This is a genomic window from Pseudonocardia sp. 73-21, assembly GCF_001899645.1.
Classification (GTDB): Bacteria; Actinomycetota; Actinomycetes; order Mycobacteriales; family Pseudonocardiaceae; genus Pseudonocardia.
This window is the reverse complement of record NZ_MKVV01000104.1, coordinates 52,307-68,919: the sequence shown is the minus strand read 5'-3', so window position 1 is coordinate 68,919 and position 16,613 is coordinate 52,307. Positions and strand designations below refer to the sequence as shown.

The following is a 16,613-nucleotide window of genomic DNA, read 5'->3' as shown; positions in this document are numbered from 1 at the left end:
CATGTGGCGGGTGGGGCGGGTTCAGACCAGGCGCAGCGGGAGGGACTTCAGGCCGCGGATCAGCAGGTTGGGGCGGTAGACCGGGTCGCCCGCCGGCTCCAGCACCCGCACGCGCCGGGCCAGCTCCCGCCACAGGATCTCGCCCTCGATCCGCGCGAGCGCGGCACCCATGCAGTAGTGGATGCCCAGCGCGAAGCCGAGGTGCCGCGGGGTCGGGCGGCCACTCGCGTAGCGCGTGACGTCGAACGTGTCCGGGTTCTCGAACGCGCGGGGATCACGGTTGGCCGACCCGACGAGCACGCAGACGCTCGAGCCCGCCGCGAACGTGCGGTCACCCACCACCAGGTCGCGGCGGGCGGTGCGCGTGGTCATGTGTACTGCGGAGTCGTAGCGCAGCACCTCGTCGACGGCAGGCCCGGCGAGCTCGGGGCACTCGCGGATCAGGTCGAGCTGCCCGGGATGGCGCAGGAAGGCGAGCAGCCCGTTGCCGACCATGTTGACGGTGGTCTCGTGGCCGGCGATGAGCAGCGTGATGCAGACGGTGAGCATCTCGTACTCCGACAGCGTGTCGCCGCGCTCGTGCACGGCGCCGAGCGCGCTGGCGACGTCGTCGCAGGGGTCGGTGCGCCGCTTCGCGATGAGGTCACGGAAGTAGGCGATCAGCTCCATGGTGGCGTCGTCGCGGGCCTGACGCTCCGCGGGCGACAGCACCCGGTCGGGGTCGAACCCGCGGGCGAGGTGCGGTCCGATCCGGTGGACCATCGCCCAGTCCTCCTCGGGCACGCCGATCAGCTCGCACACCACGATCAGCGGCAGCGGGTAGGCGATGGCCTCGATGGCCTCGATCTCGCCGCTGGAGCGGGCCACGTCGAGGATCCCGGTGACGAGCTGGGTGATGCGCGGCTCGAGGTCCAGCACCCGCTTGGGCGTGAACGCCTTGCTCACCAGGCTGCGCAGCCGCGTGTGGTCGGGCGGGTCCATCCACAGGAACGAGGTGGGCAGCTTGGACCGGTCGGCGTCGGGGTGGAACAGCGAGGCCTCGTCGCGGTGGCTCCACAGCGTCTCGCTGAGCACCTGCGACGCCTCGGCGTGCCTCGTGATGAACTCCACACCGAATCCGCTGTCGAGAAATGGTACGGCCTCACGGATCCTGGCATAACGAGGATAGGGATCGGCCCGGTGTTCTGGCGCGAAGGCGTCGAAGACGAGGGGTGCTGTTCCGGCGGTCATGCCGTGAGACTCTCCCGCGACCACCACCAATGGCGGTCCGATTCATGAATCAGACGTGAAATCTCCGCACCCAACGATTCTGCGATTCGGCTTGACAATAGCTCGATAATCGCGCTCCGATCCATCTTGACCGAAACCGGTAAATCCCGTGTGCTCGACGACGTGACAAAGGGAGAGGACGAGATGACGACCCCGTGCGATCCCGCCCGCACCGAGCCGATGACGCTGCACGCGGCGCTCGATCTCGTCGCCGTACAGCACCCGGACCAGCTGATCAGGTTCCCCGACGAGGACGCGACACTGCGCTACGACGCGCTGGCCGCCGGCTCCCGGTCGATGGCCGCCGCGCTGGCACACCGCGGTGTGCGGCCGGGTGACCGGGTCGGTGTCCTGTCGCCCAACGCCCCGGAGTTCCTGCAGTCGCTGTTCGGCATCGTCCGGGCCGGGGCGGCCGCCGCGCCGCTCGCCCTGCCGCTGGGCACCGACCTCGCCGACTACGCCGCGCGTATCCAGCGCATCGTCACCGCGGCCGGCATGAGCCACATCGTGGTGTCGCACCGCATCGCCGCCCGGATCGCACCGGCACTGGGGGCGCTCGGGCCGGAGATCGTCGACAGTGCAGACCTGGACGGGGCGGACCTGCTGGCTGAGGCACCCACCCCGGACCCCGACGTCGCGGTGACCGCCGCCGCCATCGTGCAGTTCACCTCAGGCAGCACCGCCGCCCCCAAGGGTGTGGTGCTCACCCACGCCAACGTGTGGCACTGCGCCCGCTCGATCACCGAGGCCATCCACCTGGGCCCGGACGACGTGCACGGCTCCTGGCTGCCACTCTTCCACGACATGGGCCTGTTCGGGGCGGTGACGGGACTCTTCCGCGGTATCCCCCTGCACCTGTGGTCCCCCGCCGGTTTCGTCCGTCGTCCCGCCCGCTGGCTGGAGGCGTTCGCGCAGGTCAGAGGCACCATCTCGACGATGCCGAACTTCGGCTACGACGCCCTGCTCGACGCGGTCCCACCCGAGCGGATCGCCGGTTACGACCTCTCCGCGTGGCGGGTGGCGTTCAACGGCGCCGAGGCCGTGCAGCCGGCGTCGGTGGCGGCGTTCCTCGAGCGCTTCGCGCCCGCCGGCTTCCGGCCCGCGACGATGGTGCCCGCCTACGGCATGGCCGAGGTGACGCTGGTGGCCACGCTGCCGCCGTCCGGCCGGGCGCCCGTCATGGAATGGGTGGACCGGGAGGAGCTCGCCGTCACGGGCCGGGCGGTGCCCGGCACGACCCGCGGGCTCGTGGGCCTCGGCCGCGCCGTGCCAGGCATGGAGGTGCGGATCGGCGCAGGCGAGTCCGACGGCGTCGTCGGCGAGGTCCAGCTCCGCGGCGCCATGGCGACCAGCGGCTACCTCGGCGGCGAACCCCTCTTCACCGACGACGGCTGGATGCGCAGCGGCGACCTGGGCTACCTCCGCGACGGCGAGCTGTTCTTCACCGGCCGCCTCAAGGAGATGATCACCGTGGCCGGGCGCAACGTGTACCCGCTCGACGTGGAGGACGCCGCCCGCGACGTCGATGGGGTCCACAAGGGACGGTGCGTGGCCGTAGCGCAGGACGATCCCGAGCGCGTCGTCCTGGTGGCCGAGACGACCGCCACCGGCGACGACCGGGCCGCGCTGGTCGCCCGGATCCGCGCTGCCGTGGCCGCCCGTGCCGACCTTCCGGGCGTGACCGTCCACCTCGTCTCCCCCCGCACCATTCCGCGCACCTCCAGCGGAAAACTGCGTCGCCTCGACATGGCCGGCCGAATTCGCGACAACGACAGGGTGAACAGATGACTGCACACATCCTAGGTGCCCCGGACATGACCGACATGCACAGTCTGGAGGTCTTCCGGCACTACGACCGCAGCCACTGGCGACTGGCCGATCTGACCCTCTCCGACATCGATCCGGCCCGTGTGCGGCCCGAATACGTCACACTCGTGAAAAGCGCGGTGATGGGCGAGTCCAATGTGATCGCCGCGGTGCACGGATTCCTGAACGAGTTCGTCGACGACTACGACTTCTCCGCTTTCGCGGTGATCTGGGGCCAGCAGGAGGTGCAGCACCACTACGCGTTCACCTCGTGGCTGCAGGCCGTCGGCGAGACCGTCGACCACCGGGCGGTGGCCGCGATGCGCGCCCCCTACGACCCCGGCAGCACCCCGTCCGCGACGCTCGCCACCAACATCATCTCCGAGCTCACGGTGAACCACATCTACCGCTCGACGGCGGCGTGGGTGCAGGAGCCGGTGCTCGCCGACCTGCTGCTGCGGGCCAGCCGCGACGAGGCGAGCCACGCCCGGGAGTTCCGCCACTTCGCCGCGGCCCGGCTCGCCGCGCATCCCGGGGAGCTCGGCTCGGTGCTGGAGACGCTGTACTTCTACACCTCCACCGACACGATCCGGCACCCCGTCAGCGTGTTCAAGTCCGGTCTCGACGCCCTGGAGGGCCACGAGACCATCGACACCGGCTTCCAGATGTTCCTCGACCAGATGGCCGCCTCCGGCGAGCTCGACGAGCTGCAGGGCAAGATCCGCAAGACGTTCGGCAGCCTCACCGACCTGGACCTCTCCACCAACGGCAAGGTCCGTCGGGCGCTCGCCGGGACGATGGCGTGACCGCACCCGCGCTGGCCCTCCCCTGGGCCGACCGCACCGACGGCCACTGCTTCGGCTGCTCCCCCGCCAACCCCGTCGGTCTCGGCCTGACCTTCGTCCCCGACGGTGACGGCATCTCCGCCGCGTTCTGCCTGGACCGCCGCTACGAGTCCTACCCCGGCGTGCTGCACGGCGGGATCGTCGCCCTGATCTGCGACGAGGTGATGGGCAACCTCGTGGTGCTGCGCCACGGGCGTCCGGCCGTCACGACGTCGATGCGGATGCGCTACGTCGGCGTGATCGGGATCGGCGGGCACCACAGCTGCCACGCCACCGTCGACGGGACGGGTCCCTACTCCGGCCGGGCCGAGATCCGCGACGCCCACGGCGCGGTGCTCGCCACCGCCACCGCCTCCTACGTCCCCGTGCCCGCCGACGGCGCCGGGCTCCCGATCACCCCTCGAGAGGACCGGCCATGGCCATGACCAGGGCAACCACTGAGATCACCACCTCCGTCATCGAGATCGTCGCCGACGTGCTCGGCGCCGACGTCGCGGACCTGCGACCCGACACCGACCTGCGCACCGTCGAGGGCGCCGACTCCATCAAGGTGCTGCGGATCATCGCCAGGATCGAGCAGCGCTACGACGTCGAGCTCGACGACGAGGACGTCTTCGGCGTGAGCACCGTGGAGCAGGTGGCGACGGTCGTCGCGGCCGCGGTGGGGTCATGACGGCCACCGTGATTCCGGAGACCAACCAGCACTACGACCTCGACCCGGCCGTCTTCGAGCAGTTCCTCGACCCGATGCGCAAGTACAGCTCGGGGCTCTACCTGTCCGACACCGACGACCTCGCCACCGCCCAGCGCCACAAGCTGCGCTTCGTCGCCGGCCGCATGGGCGTCGACGACGGCGAGCGCGTGCTCGACATCGGCTGCGGCTGGGGCGCACTCACGCTGTTCCTCGCCGGCCGCTACGACTGCCGCGTCACCGGCGTGACACCGGCCCCGCGCCAGCGCGACCACATCGAGGCGACGGCACGCGCCCGCGGACTCGCGGAGCGGGTGGACGTCCACTGCGGGATGTTCGAGCGCTTCGACGCGCCCGCCGGCACGTTCGAGGCGGGCGCGGCCCTCGGCTCGGTGATCCACATGCCGGACCTGCCCGCGGTGTTCGCCCGCACCAGGCGGTTGCTGCGCAAGGACGCCCGCTTCTACGTGTCCGAGAGCTGCTTCCGCAACGGCGCGATCCAGGCCGAGTTCGACGCCCGCCCCGGCACCGCCTTCGTCCGCAACGCGATCTTCGGCAACGGGCGGCTGCGGCCGCTGTCGGAGCTGGTGGCCGCGGCGGAGACGGCCGGGTTCTCCGTCGAGACGGTGGACGACCTCACCGACCACTACCGCCGCACGATCGAGGCCTGGATCGGGAACGTGGAGACCTCACGGGAGCGGCTCGACGAGCTGCAGGACGGGCTCGCCGACCAGCTCACCCACTACCTGGAGATCGCCAACGCCGGCTGGGGCTACACCACCAAGCACTACGGCCTGACACTGCGCAACGCCCGATGAGTGCCCTCATCAGCACCGACGAGCTGGCGCAGGCCGTCGACACCTTCCTCGCCGCCCTGCCCCCCGAACGCCGGTGGGACGCCGAGCGCAGCCTCGACTGGGCGGCCGCCGACGCCGACCACCTCACCGACGGCCAGCGCTCCGCGGTGGAGTTCGTGACGGTGATCGAGGACCACCTGCCCGGCTACTTCGATGTCTACCGCACGCACTTCCCGGTCGACGGGAGCGTGGACCCGGCCGTGTTCACCCACCACCGCGAGCTCTACCACTTCACCGTCCGCTGGGCGGCCGAGGAGGACACGCACGCCCGAGCGCTGGCCCGCTACCAGCGGGCGTCCGGCATGCGGGGACGCGACGAGCTCCGCACCGACCTCGCCGGCTACGGCCGCCAGCCGTTCGGCCTCGACGGCTACACGCACCCGGTCCAGTTCTTCGCCTACGCGCTGGTGCAGGAGAAGGCCACCCAGATCTACTACCGCCAGCTGCGCGCCGACGTCACCGACCCGGTGCTCACCGACCTGCTGACGAAGCTGGCCCGCGACGAGGCCCGGCACTTCACGTTCTTCGCCGACGTCGTCTCCCGCTACCTGCGCGCCTACGGCGACACCGTGGCCGGCCCGATCCGCGACGTGATCGCCGACTTCCGGATGCCGCTGGCCGACATCCGCGGCTACTGGCGCTGGGCCCTGCGCATCGCCGACGTGGCCCGCTACGACCACACCGACGCCTACGAGCACCTGATCGCCGTGGTCGACCGAGCCGTCGATCACCGCACCGACGCCGTCGACGAGCTGATCCGGTTCGTCGAGAGCTGCCGAACCACCGGAGGAACCCGATGACCGCCACCCTCAGGACGACCACCCACGTGGTCGTGCGCGGCTACGAGATCGACGCGCTGGGCCACATCGCCCACACCGTCTACATGCAGTACGCCGAGCACGCCCGCTGGGAGCGGATGGCCGCGGCCGGCCTCGACGTGCAGACGCTGCTGCAGGCCGGCGTCATGCCGATCATGATGGAGACGACCCTGGTCTACCGCAAGGAGCTGCGCTTCGGCGACGAGGCGGAGATCGGCTGCGAGTTCGAGTGGGGCACGGGCAAGACCGCGCGCGTCTCCCAGCCCATCCACCGCGGCGACGGCGTGCTCTCGGCCGAGGTCACCAGCGTGGCCGGGCTGCTCGACCTGAGCCGCCGCAAGCTCGTCGAGGCCCCCATCGAGCGCCTGCGCGAGCTGGCGACCGCCCCTGAGCTGCTCGGCATCTGAGCATGGACACCCACCTCCCCGACGGCCCCGATCTCGCCGACGACCAGGGCCTGCACCACATCGTCGACGTGGGGCTCGCCCGGGACCCGCACGGCGTCGCCCTGTCCTGGCCGGACGGCGACGGCTGGACGGACCGCACCTGGACCGAGCTCGCCGCCGACATCGAGGTGGCGGCGGCCCGGCTGGTGGGTCGCGGCGTCGGGGCCGGGGACCGGCTCGCGGTGCTGGGCCGCAACAGCTACGCCTGGGCGGTGGCCGACATGGCCGCCGCGGCGGTCGGGGTGATTCTCGTGCCGCTGTTCCCCACGTCGTCGACGGCGCAGATGAGCCACGTGCTGCGCGACTCGGGTGCCGTCGCGTGCCTGGCCGAGGACGGGCGCGAGGACGACGTGCCCGAGGTGCCGGCCTGGTCGCTCACCGGCCTGCTCGACGGCGGCCCCGGCTGGGAGGCCACGGCCGACACCGCCGCGCGTCGGGCCGCCGTCCGCGCCGACGACATCGCGAGCCTCGTCTACACCAGCGGCACCACGGGCCCCCAGAAGGGCTGCGTGCTGACCCACCGGAACATGTTCGCCGCCGCGGCCGCGGTGGTGGAGCAGAGCACCGAGATGTTCGCGCAGGTGCAGCGGCCCGCCACGCTCGTCGTGCTGCCGCTGTCGCACGTCTTCGGGCGCACGGTGCTGCAGGGCGCGCTGTACAGCGGCTCGCGCACCGGGCTGCTGCCGAACGTCGCCGACCTCCCGCGGTACCTGGCCTCGTTCGAGCCGACCTGGCTCGCCGTGGTGCCGTACGCGCTGGAGAAATTGCGCAAGGGCATGTCCGGCAACGGGACGGGCCGCCATCCCCTGCTCGGCACCGCTCTGCGCCACGTCATCTGCGGCGGGGCGCGGCTCGACCCCGTCGTCGGAGAGTTCTTCGCCGACCAGGGCGTGACGGTCCTGCACGCCTACGGGCTCACCGAGTCGGCCACCGCCGCCACCCTCAACGTGCCGTCCACCAACCGCTTCACCACGGTGGGCCGCCCGCTGCCGGGTACCGTGGCCGCCGTCGCACCCGACGGGGAGCTGCTGCTGCGCGGCCGGCAGGTCTCCCCCGGCTACTGGCCCGACCCGAAGGGCTCCCCCGACGGCTGGCTGCACACCGGCGACCTCGCCGAGATCGAGGCGGACGGCACGGTGCGGATCACCGGGCGCCGCAAGGAGATCCTCGTGACCACCGGTGGCAAGAACGTCGCCCCCGCCCCGCTGGAGGACCGGTTGCGGCTGCACCCGCTCGTCGCCAACGCGATGGTGGTGGCCGACGACCGCCCCTACGTCACGGCGCTGATCGTGCCCGAGCCCGGGACGGACCCGGCCGACCCCGGGATCGCCGACGCGGTCGCGGCCGCCAACGCGCAGGTGTCCCGCGCCGAGTCGATCCGTCGCTGGGCGTTGCTGCGCAGCGACTTCTCGGTCGCGGCCGGCCACCTCACACCCACGCTCAAGCTGCGCCGGGCCGCGATCGCCCACGCGTTCCGCACCGAGATCGAGGAGCTCTACGCATGACGCACGCCGTGGTCCTGGGCGCGGGCATCGCCGGGCTTCTCGCCGCGCGGGTGCTCGCCGACACCTACGACGAGGTGACGATCGTCGAGCGCGACGACAGCCCGGGAGCGGTACCCCGGCGCGGAGCACCGCAGGGCGGGCACCTGCACGGCCTGCTCGACGGCGGCCGCCGGCTGCTGGAGGAACTGCACCCCGGCATCGTCGACGAGCTCGCCGCGAAGGGCGCCCCGAGCGTGGAGCCGCTGCGTGACACCCGCTGGTACATCCACGGGCGCCGCCTCGCCGGTGACGCCACCGGCATGCGGTCGGTGCTCGTCACGCGGCCGTTCCTCGAGGCCGCGCTGCGGGCCCGGACGCTCACGTTCCCGGGCGTCTCGCTGACCTACGCCACCGCGACCGGGCTGCTGGAACGCGGGCCCGACGGCGTCGGGGGTGTCGTGCTGCGCGACGGCACCGTCCCGGCCGATCTCGTCGTCGACGCGTCGGGCCGCGCGTCCCGGCTGCCGTCGTGGCTCGCCCGGCTGGGCCACCGCACCCCGCCCGAGCACCGGGTGGACGTCGACCTCGGCTACGCCACCCGGTTGTATCGCCGCGGGCCCGGTACCGCGTTCTCCGGCGTCACCGTCTCGACGGTGCCGCGGTTCCGCGGCGGCGGTTGCGTGGCCGTCGAGGGCGACCGCTGGCTGGTGACGCTGGCCGGGATGCTCGGCGACCACCCCCCGACCGACCCCGCCGGCTTCACGGCCTGGGCCGCCACGCTGCCCGCCCCCGACATCGCCGCGGTGATCGCCGACGCCGAACCGCTCACCGACCCCGTGCCCTACCGGTTCCGCGGCTCCCGGTGGCGCCGCTACGACCAGATCCGGATGCCGGCCGGTCTGCTCGCCGTGGGCGACGCGGTGTGCAGCCTCAACCCGCTCTACGCGCAGGGCATGACCCTCGCGGCACAGCAGGTGCGGATCCTGCGCGAGCACCTCGCCGGGTCCGTGGACGCGCGCGCCTTCCACCGGGCCACCGCCAAGGTCTGTGCGTCCGCCTGGGGCGTCGCGACCCGCTCGGACCTGGCCATGCCCGAGGTGGACGGTCGGCGCCCGGTCCGCACCCGCCTGCTCGACGACTACGTCCGCCGCGTCCAGCTCGCCGCCCACCACGATCCGCAGGTGGCGCGGGCGTTCCTGCGCGTCGCCAACCTGACCGACCGCTCCTCCGCCCTGCTCGCCCCGCGCCTGGTGGTGCGGGCGCTGGCGCACGGTTCCCGGTAACAGGAGAATGATCATGGACCGTGTCCAGCAGATGCAGGCGTTGCTCCGCGACGACACGCCCCTGGCGTTCTCCTACGCCTACGCCCGCACGATCCGCATGGCGTTCGGCCCGGATGCGATCGACGTGGACGCCATCGCCGGTGCCGAACTGGCCGGGTCGACACCAGCCGACCAGCCGCGACGCCCCGGACGTCACCTACCCGACCGACCAGGAGAACGCCGCATCCGGATCGCGACAGCGGAGCGCGGCGCACAGCGCGCCGACCGAGGCGGCTCCGCGCGGACGGGCACCGGCCATCAGACACGCCACGCGAACCAGCCGTGACCAGGAGCGGTAGGAACCCGCCACGTGGATCGCGGAGCGGTGCTCGTCGTCCGGGAGCCACCACGGGGTTGCGCCCGCGACGATGATCGCCTGCGGGTGTGGCGCGCCACCGGAGGGGATCGACCTCAGGAAGGCGATGGCGCCGTCCCCGACGTCGGCGAGACTGCCGTCACCGAGATCCCCGACGCGGGCATCGCCGACGCCGAGATCCCCGACGTCGGGGCGCCGCGCCACCGGTGCCCGGTCACCGGGGACGGGGGGCCCGCACTCGATCGCCAACGCGCCGACCCCGGCGGCGACGTACAGGCCCAGCACCCGCGCCACGTCGACGTCGAGCACCGGGTCGGTGGCCAGGCGCATCCCTCCGTGCCGTGTCGGCCGGATGCCCCAGGCTCGCCAGGCGCTCGCGACGGAGGCGTTGCTGATCCCGAGCTCCGCCCCGAGGAGCCGCGACGACCAGCGCTGGAAGCCCAGTGGTGGCGGGCACAGCGTCCGCAGCAGGATGTCGGCCGAGCTCACCGAGGTCGGGCGGCCCGAGCGCGGCGCGTCCACGAGACCCGTGAGGCCGAGGGTCCGGTAGCGCTCCCGCCAGCTCACGACCGTCTGCCGGGTACAGCTCAGCTCCCGGGCGATCGCGGTGGGCCCGAGCCCGCCGGCCGACAGCAGGACAATCCGTGCGCGCTGAGCCAACCTGCGCTCGGTTCGCGATTCAGCCCAGCTCCGCAGCTGGACCATGTCCTTTTTGTCCACCTGAATCGGCGGAGTTGTGCGCATCGATGTCGCTCCGGCGGCCGAGGTGCTTCATGCATTTCGGCCGGACATTCGGTTCCCGCACCACTGGCGGCCTTCGTCGCATCAGGTGAATACCGACGGAGAACGTGCCGCCGTTCCTCCGAAGGAGGACGGAGCGGCGCACGTGGGCGCACTCCTGTTCACGTAGCGTGCAGGTCAGAACCCGGGCAGAGCCCCGTTCACAAAGTCTCTGACACATCTCCAGGGCAGTCGTGAATAAAGTTCGCGCCATTTCCCGAATGACGTTGACGAACTTGCTGCACACATTCCGACCGTCGGACCGTGATCCGCGGCCGGTCGCCGCACCGACACTTCCCGGCCGCAACCAATCCCCCGGAGCGTCGTCATGACCAGCGTGACCCGAATGCGATTCGAGGGCGCCGCCGTGCAGGGGCAGGCACAGCGACGGAATCGTTCGGGTCATCACGCCGTTTAATCCGGTATCGCCTGAATGTCTGTTTTCAGGCGTCTCGAGAGGAATCGCATGTCCGCTCCCCCTGTTCCCGGTCGGCGCCCGCGCCGCCGGGCGACGGTATCGATGGCCACCGTCGGTGTGGTGATCGCCGCCGCCGCGCTCGCCGGGCTCGCTCCCGGTGTGGCATCGGCGTCGTCGCACCGCGAGGCCCCCCTCATCGCGTCGGACCCGCCGGTGGACAACACCGACGTCTACGCCTTCACCAGCCCGGACAAGCCCGACACCGTGACGCTGTCGGCGAACTGGTACCCGTTCGAGGAGCCGAACGGTGGCCCGAACTTCTACCCGTGGGCCACCAACGCGCACTACGACATCAACGTCGACAGTGACGGCAACGGCAAGCCGGACATGACGTTCCGCTGGCAGTTCAAGACCCAGGACCTGCGGGGGAACAAGACGTTCCTCTACAACAACGGCCCGGTCACCAGCCTGGACGACCCGAACCTGCTGTTCCGCCAGACCTACGACCTGACCGAGATCCGCAACGGTCACGACGTCAAGACCCTGCTCAAGGACGCTCCGGTCGCGCCGTCGGACACCGGCCCCGCCGGCATGCCCGACTACGGCACGCTGCGCAGCCAGGCGATCTCCACCCTGCCCGGCAACAGCGGCAAGGTGTTCGCCGGCCAGGCCGCGGACTCGTTCTTCCTCGACCTGCGCGTGTTCGACCTGCTCTACGGCGGCAACCTGTCCGAGGCCGGGCAGGACACGCTCAAGGGCTACAACGTCAACACCCTGTCGATCCAGGTCCCGAAGGACTACCTGGCGCTCAACGGCGACGCGACCAAGAACCCGGTCATCGGGGTCTGGAGCGACACCGAGAAGCAGTCGACGATCCTCACCCCGGGCAAGAAGATCTCCGTCGGCCCGTACGTCCAGGTCTCGCGCCTGGGCAACCCGCTGGTCAACGAGGTCGTGTCCGCTGCCGGCATGAAGGACGCCTTCAACGGGTCCACGCCGGCGCAGGACGCCACCAACACGGCGTTCATCGGCCGGGTGCTCAAGCCGGAGGTGCCGCAGCTGATCCAGGCCATCTACGGCATCCCGGCCCCGAAGACCCCGCGCAACGACCTGGTCGAGATCTTCGCGACCGGTATCGCGACGAACGCCCCCACCCTGGACGGCAGCAAGGCGCCGATCCAGGCGGACCTCAACTCGCAGGTCCTCAACAAGGACGTCGACCCGAAGAAGTTCGCGCCGGCGGAGGAACTGCGCCTGAACATGGGCGTCCCGGTGTCCGACAAGCCCAACCGGCTCGGCGTCCTCGGGGGTGACCTGCAGGGCTTCCCGAACGGTCGCCGCCTGACCGACGACGTGGTCGACATCGAGGTCCAGGCCCTCGAGGGTGCGGTCCAGACGCTGCCGCCGACGATCGTCGCCCCGCTCGCGGCGGGCGACGGGGTGGACGTGAACCCGAAGGGCTTCGGGGACCACTTCCCCTACGTCGGGCTGCCCTACAACAAGAGCGTGAACACCGCCGGCACCAAGTAGGCGACGTCCACCGGAGTTCGTGATCGGTCCGGCCCCGCCCCCCGCCCCGGGGCGCGGGCCGGGCCGATCACGACGACATGACCTGACGCCAACCGGGTCGAGGAGAGGCACAACCGCGATGCGAACCCGACGAGCCGTGGCCGGCGCGGCATTGATCCTGGTGGTGGCCGCGGGTTGCGCCGGTGGCGGCGGCTCGGAGTCGGGCAGACCGGCCGCACGGATCCTGTCCGACGCCCAGGCCGCGGCACAGGCCGCCGACTCGGTGACGATCGCCGGTACCGTCGCGCGCGGCAGCACCACCGGCCCCGGCGCGACGACCGCCACCATCGAGCTGGTGCTGACCTCCTCGGGCGACGGGCGGGAACGGATCACCGGCGCCGGACAGGACATCGACCTGATCAGGGTCGGCCAGACCCTGTACGTGAAGGGGCTCTCCGCGCCGGGCGCCACGTCCGCCTATGAGCGGCTCCCGGCCACCGACCCGCGGGCCGCCCCGCTGATCGCGCAGCTGGACAAGAAGACCGTGTTCGACCAGCTGATCAAAGCCGGGGACACCACCGCGGTCACCGGAACGGCCACCGTCGCCGGCCAGCCCGCGGTGAAGCTGACCCCCGGGAACGGGGCCGGGGCGCTCTACGTGGCCGACGACGCCGCCCACCCCTACGCCCTCGAGGTCGAGACCAGCCCGAGCGGCGCCGCGTCCGGCGCCACGGCGGCGCCGGGACCCACAGGAGCGCTGATGTTCACCGGCTGGAACGCCCACACCGTGATCAGTCCGCCCACCGGCACCGGGAGCTGAGCTCTGATGCTCGCAGACCACGACCACCAGACCTGCACCTCGGTCGAACCGACCCCCGAGGGTGACCCGGGTCCGGCCGGGACCGCCGCGGTCGCCGACGCAGCTCCGGTCACCGGCACCGGTGGCCGACCGTCCACGCCATGGTGGCGCCGCTGGCCGGTCGCCGTGGCGACGGTCGCGGTCCTCGCCGTGGTCGTCGGTGTGGTCGTCGGTGTGGTCGTCGGTGTGGCCGTGAACCAGGACGACTCCGCACCGGCCCCCGGACCCTCCGCCGAAGGCCCCCCGACCGCGGACCCGTTGGGCGCCGACATCGCCGGGATCCAGGCGCAGCTGAAGATCACCCCGAACAACGCCGACAGCTGGGCGACGCTGGGCCTGGACTACGTCCAGGAGGCCAAGAACACCGTCAACCCGATGTACTACCCGAAGGCCGACGGCGCGCTGGCGCGCTCGCTGCAGATCGCGCCCACCGGCAACGCCGCCGCCCTGGCCGGCCAGGCCGCCCTGCGCGCCGCGCAGCACCGCTTCGCCGACTCCCTGGCCCTCGCGCAGCAGGCCCGGGCCCTCGACCCGCAGAACTCCACGATCTACGGGACCCTGGCCGACGCCTACACCCAGCTCGGCCGCTACGACGACGCCCGCGATGCCGTGCAGCAGATGCTGAACCTGCACCCGGGCACCCCCGCCTACACCCGCGCCGAGTACGTCTACGAGCTCGCCGGACAGCCCGACCAGGCCCGGGACCTCATGAACCAGGCCCTCGCCGAGGCCACCACCCCGGCGGACATCGCGTTCTGCCGCTACTACCTCGCCGAGCTCGCCTTCACCGGCGGTGACCCCACCGAGGCCCTGCACCAGATCCAGCTCGGCACCCAGGTCGACCCCCGCTACCCCGACCTCCTCGAGGGCCAGGCGAAGGCCGAGGCCGCTCTGGGCCAGGAGGCGGCGGCCGTCGCCGACTACGCCCAGCTCGTGGCGAGCGTGCCTCAGCCGCAGTACGTGATCGAAGCCGGCGAGTACCTGCAGTCGATCGGGCACGTGGCCGAGGCGCAGCAGGACTACACGCTGTTCGACGCCGAGAACACCCTGTTCACCAGCAACGGGGTGCAGCTCGACACCGACCCGACGCTGTTCTACGCCGACCACGGCGACCCGGCGAAGGCCCTCGCGGCCGGCGAGGCCGGCATCCGGATCCGCCCGTTCCTCGAGATGGACGACGCCTACGCCTGGGCGCTGCACGCGAACGGACGCGACGCGGACGCGCTGACCTGGTCGAACAAGGCGCTGGCCACCGGGATGCGCAACGCCCTGTTCGCCTTCCACCGGGGCATGATCGAGAATGCGCTGGGTCAGAAGGACGCGGCCCGCACCGACCTCACCACCGCGCTGGCGATCAACCCGCACTTCAACCCCCTGCAGGTGCCCGTGGCCCGGGCGGCACTCGCGCAGCTGGGCGGTCCCCGATGACCACCGTCCTGCGTCGGCTGCTCGCCACGAGCATGATCGTCGGGGCGATCGGCGTCGCCTCCACCGTGGGCGGTGCTCCCGAGGCGAGTGCCCATCCGCTGGGCAACGCCACGGTCAACCACTACGACGGTCTGCAGCTGTTCGCCGACCACATCCTCGACACCGCGGTCGTCGACGTCGCGGAGATCCCCACCCTGCAACGCCTGCCCCTGATCGACACCGACGGCGACGGCGCCGTCTCCCCCGCCGAGGCCACCGCCTACGCCGACGCGCAGTGCCCCGCGCTCGCCGCCACCGTCGTGCTCTCCGTCGGGGCCGACCGGGCCCCGCTCACCGTCACCACCGGCAGCTACGTCCAGCTTCCCGGGGCCGCGGGGTTGCCGGTCGGGCGGCTCGAGTGCCACCTGGCCGCACCCGCGGACCTGTCCCGCCCCACGACCGTGAGCGTCGAGGACCAGTTCGACTCCGCCGGGATCGGCGGTTGGCACGAGATCACCGCCACCGGCGACGGCGTCACGCTGCAGCAGTCGCCGGTGCCGGCGTCGAGCATCAGCGACGAGCTGCGCCGCTACCCCAACGACCTGCTGTCCTCCCCGCTCGACGTCCGCACCGCGAGCATCACCACCACCCCCGGCGCCGGGATCTCGACCTACGCCGTCCTCGGCGGCGTCCCCGGTGCCGGCGCCGTCATCTCCGCGCTCAACGACCTGTCGACGGCGTTCAACAACCTGGTCGGGACGAAGCAGATGAGCGTCGGCGTCGCGCTGCTCGCGGTGCTCCTGTCGATCCTGCTGGGCGCCGGGCACGCGTTCCTCCCCGGCCACGGCAAGACGATCATGGCCGCGTACCTCGTCGGGAAGCGCGGCCGGCTGCGCGACGTGGTCACGGTCGGGGCCACCGTGACCGTCACCCACACCGTCGGCGTGCTGGTGCTCGGGGTGCTGCTCTCCGCGTCCGCGGCGCTGGCACCCACCGCCGTGGAGCAGGTGCTGGCGATCGTCTCCGGGCTCGTCGTCGCCGGGGTCGGCCTCGGGCTGCTCCGCTCGGCGGTCCGGCGACGGCGCCGGGGAGAGTCGCTCGTCGACCTGGTCGGTGCACCCGCCATCGCCCGGGGAGCAGCGTCGCCGAGAGCCGGGGGCGCCACCGCGGTCGTGGAGGCCGTTCCGCAGCAGGCCACCGGCCACGGGCACGGCCACAACCACGGGCACGGGCACGGGCACGGGCACGGGCACGAACGCGGCTTCGGCCGTGGCGGGCTGATCGGGCTCGGTGTGGCCGGGGGCCTCGTGCCCAGCCCGTCCGCGCTGCTGGTGCTGCTCGCCGCGATCGCCCTGGGCCGCACGCTCCTGGGGATCGTGCTGGTCCTGGGCTACGGCCTGGGGATGGCCCTCGCCCTGACCTTCGCCGGGCTGCTGCTCGTCCGCCTCCAGGACCGCATCACCACCGTGCTCTCCCGTGGCCGGACGGCACGGCTCGCCCACCGCTTCACCACGGCACTCACCTACCTGCCCGTCCTCACCGCAGTACTCGTCATCATCGTCGGCGCCGGCCTCGTGCTGCGCGCCCTGTCCGGATCGGTCTGACCCATGACGCATTCGCTCACCACGCCCGCAGCGGCCGCGCCGCGCCGCCGCCGCGTCGTCCGGACCGTCCTCGCCCTCGCCGTGGCGGGGGCGGTCGTCGCCACCGTCGTCGTCCTCGTCAGCGGCGCCGGGGCGTCCTCGGATCCGGCCGACGCACCGGCGGTGCTCGTCACGCAGGCCGA

15 protein-coding genes are annotated in these 16,613 nt (G+C 72.1%); 13 read left to right on the top strand and 2 right to left on the bottom strand.

The features are described 5' to 3' along the window. Positions 1-21: 21 nt before the first annotated feature. Positions 22-1,110, bottom strand: a complete 1,089-nt coding sequence (locus tag BGP03_RS33460) for a cytochrome P450 (protein WP_298799320.1) — start codon at positions 1,108-1,110, stop codon at positions 22-24. A 303-nt stretch (positions 1,111-1,413) separates the two neighbouring features. Here BGP03_RS33460 and BGP03_RS33455 point away from each other — a divergent pair, with 303 nt between their 5' ends. From BGP03_RS33455 to BGP03_RS33415, 9 genes are read left to right on the top strand one after another with little or no spacing between them, the layout of a single operon-like run. Next, positions 1,414-3,057 carry an AMP-binding protein gene (locus BGP03_RS33455; RefSeq protein WP_298799321.1) on the top strand — a complete coding sequence of 548 codons (1,644 nt, stop codon included), beginning with the start codon at positions 1,414-1,416 and terminating at the stop codon, positions 3,055-3,057. 26 nt (positions 3,058-3,083) lie between these two features. Then, positions 3,084-3,881: a ferritin-like domain-containing protein gene (locus BGP03_RS33450; protein WP_299738742.1), complete on the top strand. Its 798-nt coding sequence runs from the start codon at positions 3,084-3,086 to the stop codon at positions 3,879-3,881. Further along, the gene (locus BGP03_RS33445; RefSeq protein ID WP_296374621.1) at positions 3,878-4,345 is read left to right on the top strand and encodes a PaaI family thioesterase; all 468 of its coding nucleotides are present in this window, start codon (positions 3,878-3,880) and stop codon (positions 4,343-4,345) included. Before BGP03_RS33450 ends, BGP03_RS33445 begins: the two co-directional genes overlap by 4 nt. Further along, positions 4,342-4,593: an acyl carrier protein gene (locus BGP03_RS33440; protein WP_298799323.1), complete on the top strand. Its 252-nt coding sequence runs from the start codon at positions 4,342-4,344 to the stop codon at positions 4,591-4,593. The genes BGP03_RS33445 and BGP03_RS33440 overlap by 4 nt, the downstream gene beginning before the upstream one ends. Continuing rightward, entirely contained in the window at positions 4,590-5,429 is an 840-nt protein-coding gene (locus BGP03_RS33435; RefSeq protein WP_298799324.1) for a class I SAM-dependent methyltransferase, read from the top strand. Before BGP03_RS33440 ends, BGP03_RS33435 begins: the two co-directional genes overlap by 4 nt. Next, complete coding sequence (locus BGP03_RS33430) at positions 5,426-6,268, top strand: acyl-ACP desaturase (RefSeq protein WP_298799325.1); 843 nt, start codon at positions 5,426-5,428, stop codon at positions 6,266-6,268. The genes BGP03_RS33435 and BGP03_RS33430 overlap by 4 nt, the downstream gene beginning before the upstream one ends. Then, positions 6,265-6,693, top strand: a complete 429-nt coding sequence (locus tag BGP03_RS33425) for an acyl-CoA thioesterase (protein ID WP_298799326.1) — start codon at positions 6,265-6,267, stop codon at positions 6,691-6,693. Before BGP03_RS33430 ends, BGP03_RS33425 begins: the two co-directional genes overlap by 4 nt. Before the next feature lie 2 nt (positions 6,694-6,695). Then, the gene (locus tag BGP03_RS33420) at positions 6,696-8,237 is read left to right on the top strand and encodes an AMP-binding protein (RefSeq protein WP_298799327.1); all 1,542 of its coding nucleotides are present in this window, start codon (positions 6,696-6,698) and stop codon (positions 8,235-8,237) included. Further along, the gene (locus tag BGP03_RS33415; protein ID WP_298799328.1) at positions 8,234-9,499 is read left to right on the top strand and encodes an FAD-dependent monooxygenase; all 1,266 of its coding nucleotides are present in this window, start codon (positions 8,234-8,236) and stop codon (positions 9,497-9,499) included. The genes BGP03_RS33420 and BGP03_RS33415 overlap by 4 nt, the downstream gene beginning before the upstream one ends. 196 nt (positions 9,500-9,695) lie before the next feature. Here the strand turns inward: BGP03_RS33415 and BGP03_RS33410 are convergent, their stop codons facing one another. After that, positions 9,696-10,514, bottom strand: a complete 819-nt coding sequence (locus BGP03_RS33410; RefSeq protein WP_298799329.1) for a helix-turn-helix domain-containing protein — start codon at positions 10,512-10,514, stop codon at positions 9,696-9,698. A gap of 640 nt (positions 10,515-11,154) precedes the next feature. Here BGP03_RS33410 and BGP03_RS33405 point away from each other — a divergent pair. The 4 genes from BGP03_RS33405 (at position 11,155) to BGP03_RS33390 (ending at position 16,431) form a co-directional block, all read left to right on the top strand. Next, entirely contained in the window at positions 11,155-12,582 is a 1,428-nt protein-coding gene (locus BGP03_RS33405; protein ID WP_296374606.1) for a DUF4331 domain-containing protein, read from the top strand. Positions 12,583-12,700: 118 nt separating this feature from the next. Next, on the top strand, positions 12,701-13,381 hold the full coding sequence (locus tag BGP03_RS33400) for a hypothetical protein (RefSeq protein WP_298799330.1): 681 nt from the start codon (positions 12,701-12,703) through the stop codon (positions 13,379-13,381). Positions 13,382-13,387: 6 nt separating this feature from the next. Next, on the top strand, positions 13,388-14,848 hold the full coding sequence (locus tag BGP03_RS33395; RefSeq protein ID WP_298799331.1) for a tetratricopeptide repeat protein: 1,461 nt from the start codon (positions 13,388-13,390) through the stop codon (positions 14,846-14,848). Further along, positions 14,845-16,431 (top strand): High-affinity nickel-transporter, encoded by a 1,587-nt coding sequence (locus tag BGP03_RS33390; RefSeq protein WP_298799332.1) that lies wholly within the window; start codon positions 14,845-14,847, stop codon positions 16,429-16,431. Before BGP03_RS33395 ends, BGP03_RS33390 begins: the two co-directional genes overlap by 4 nt. Positions 16,432-16,613 lie beyond the last annotated feature (182 nt).

Coding starts and splice junctions, on each gene's coding strand:
- BGP03_RS33415 (WP_298799328.1), top strand. CDS start 8,234: ATGACGCACGCCGTGGTCCTGGGCGCGGGCATCGCCGGGCTTCTCGCC.
- BGP03_RS33390 (WP_298799332.1), top strand. CDS start 14,845: ATGACCACCGTCCTGCGTCGGCTGCTCGCCACGAGCATGATCGTCGGG.
- BGP03_RS33455 (WP_298799321.1), top strand. CDS start 1,414: ATGACGACCCCGTGCGATCCCGCCCGCACCGAGCCGATGACGCTGCAC.
- BGP03_RS33405 (WP_296374606.1), top strand. CDS start 11,155: ATGGCCACCGTCGGTGTGGTGATCGCCGCCGCCGCGCTCGCCGGGCTC.
- BGP03_RS33420 (WP_298799327.1), top strand. CDS start 6,696: ATGGACACCCACCTCCCCGACGGCCCCGATCTCGCCGACGACCAGGGC.
- BGP03_RS33440 (WP_298799323.1), top strand. CDS start 4,342: ATGACCAGGGCAACCACTGAGATCACCACCTCCGTCATCGAGATCGTC.
- BGP03_RS33425 (WP_298799326.1), top strand. CDS start 6,265: ATGACCGCCACCCTCAGGACGACCACCCACGTGGTCGTGCGCGGCTAC.
- BGP03_RS33400 (WP_298799330.1), top strand. CDS start 12,701: ATGCGAACCCGACGAGCCGTGGCCGGCGCGGCATTGATCCTGGTGGTG.
- BGP03_RS33450 (WP_299738742.1), top strand. CDS start 3,084: ATGACCGACATGCACAGTCTGGAGGTCTTCCGGCACTACGACCGCAGC.
- BGP03_RS33430 (WP_298799325.1), top strand. CDS start 5,426: ATGAGTGCCCTCATCAGCACCGACGAGCTGGCGCAGGCCGTCGACACC.
- BGP03_RS33395 (WP_298799331.1), top strand. CDS start 13,388: ATGCTCGCAGACCACGACCACCAGACCTGCACCTCGGTCGAACCGACC.
- BGP03_RS33435 (WP_298799324.1), top strand. CDS start 4,590: ATGACGGCCACCGTGATTCCGGAGACCAACCAGCACTACGACCTCGAC.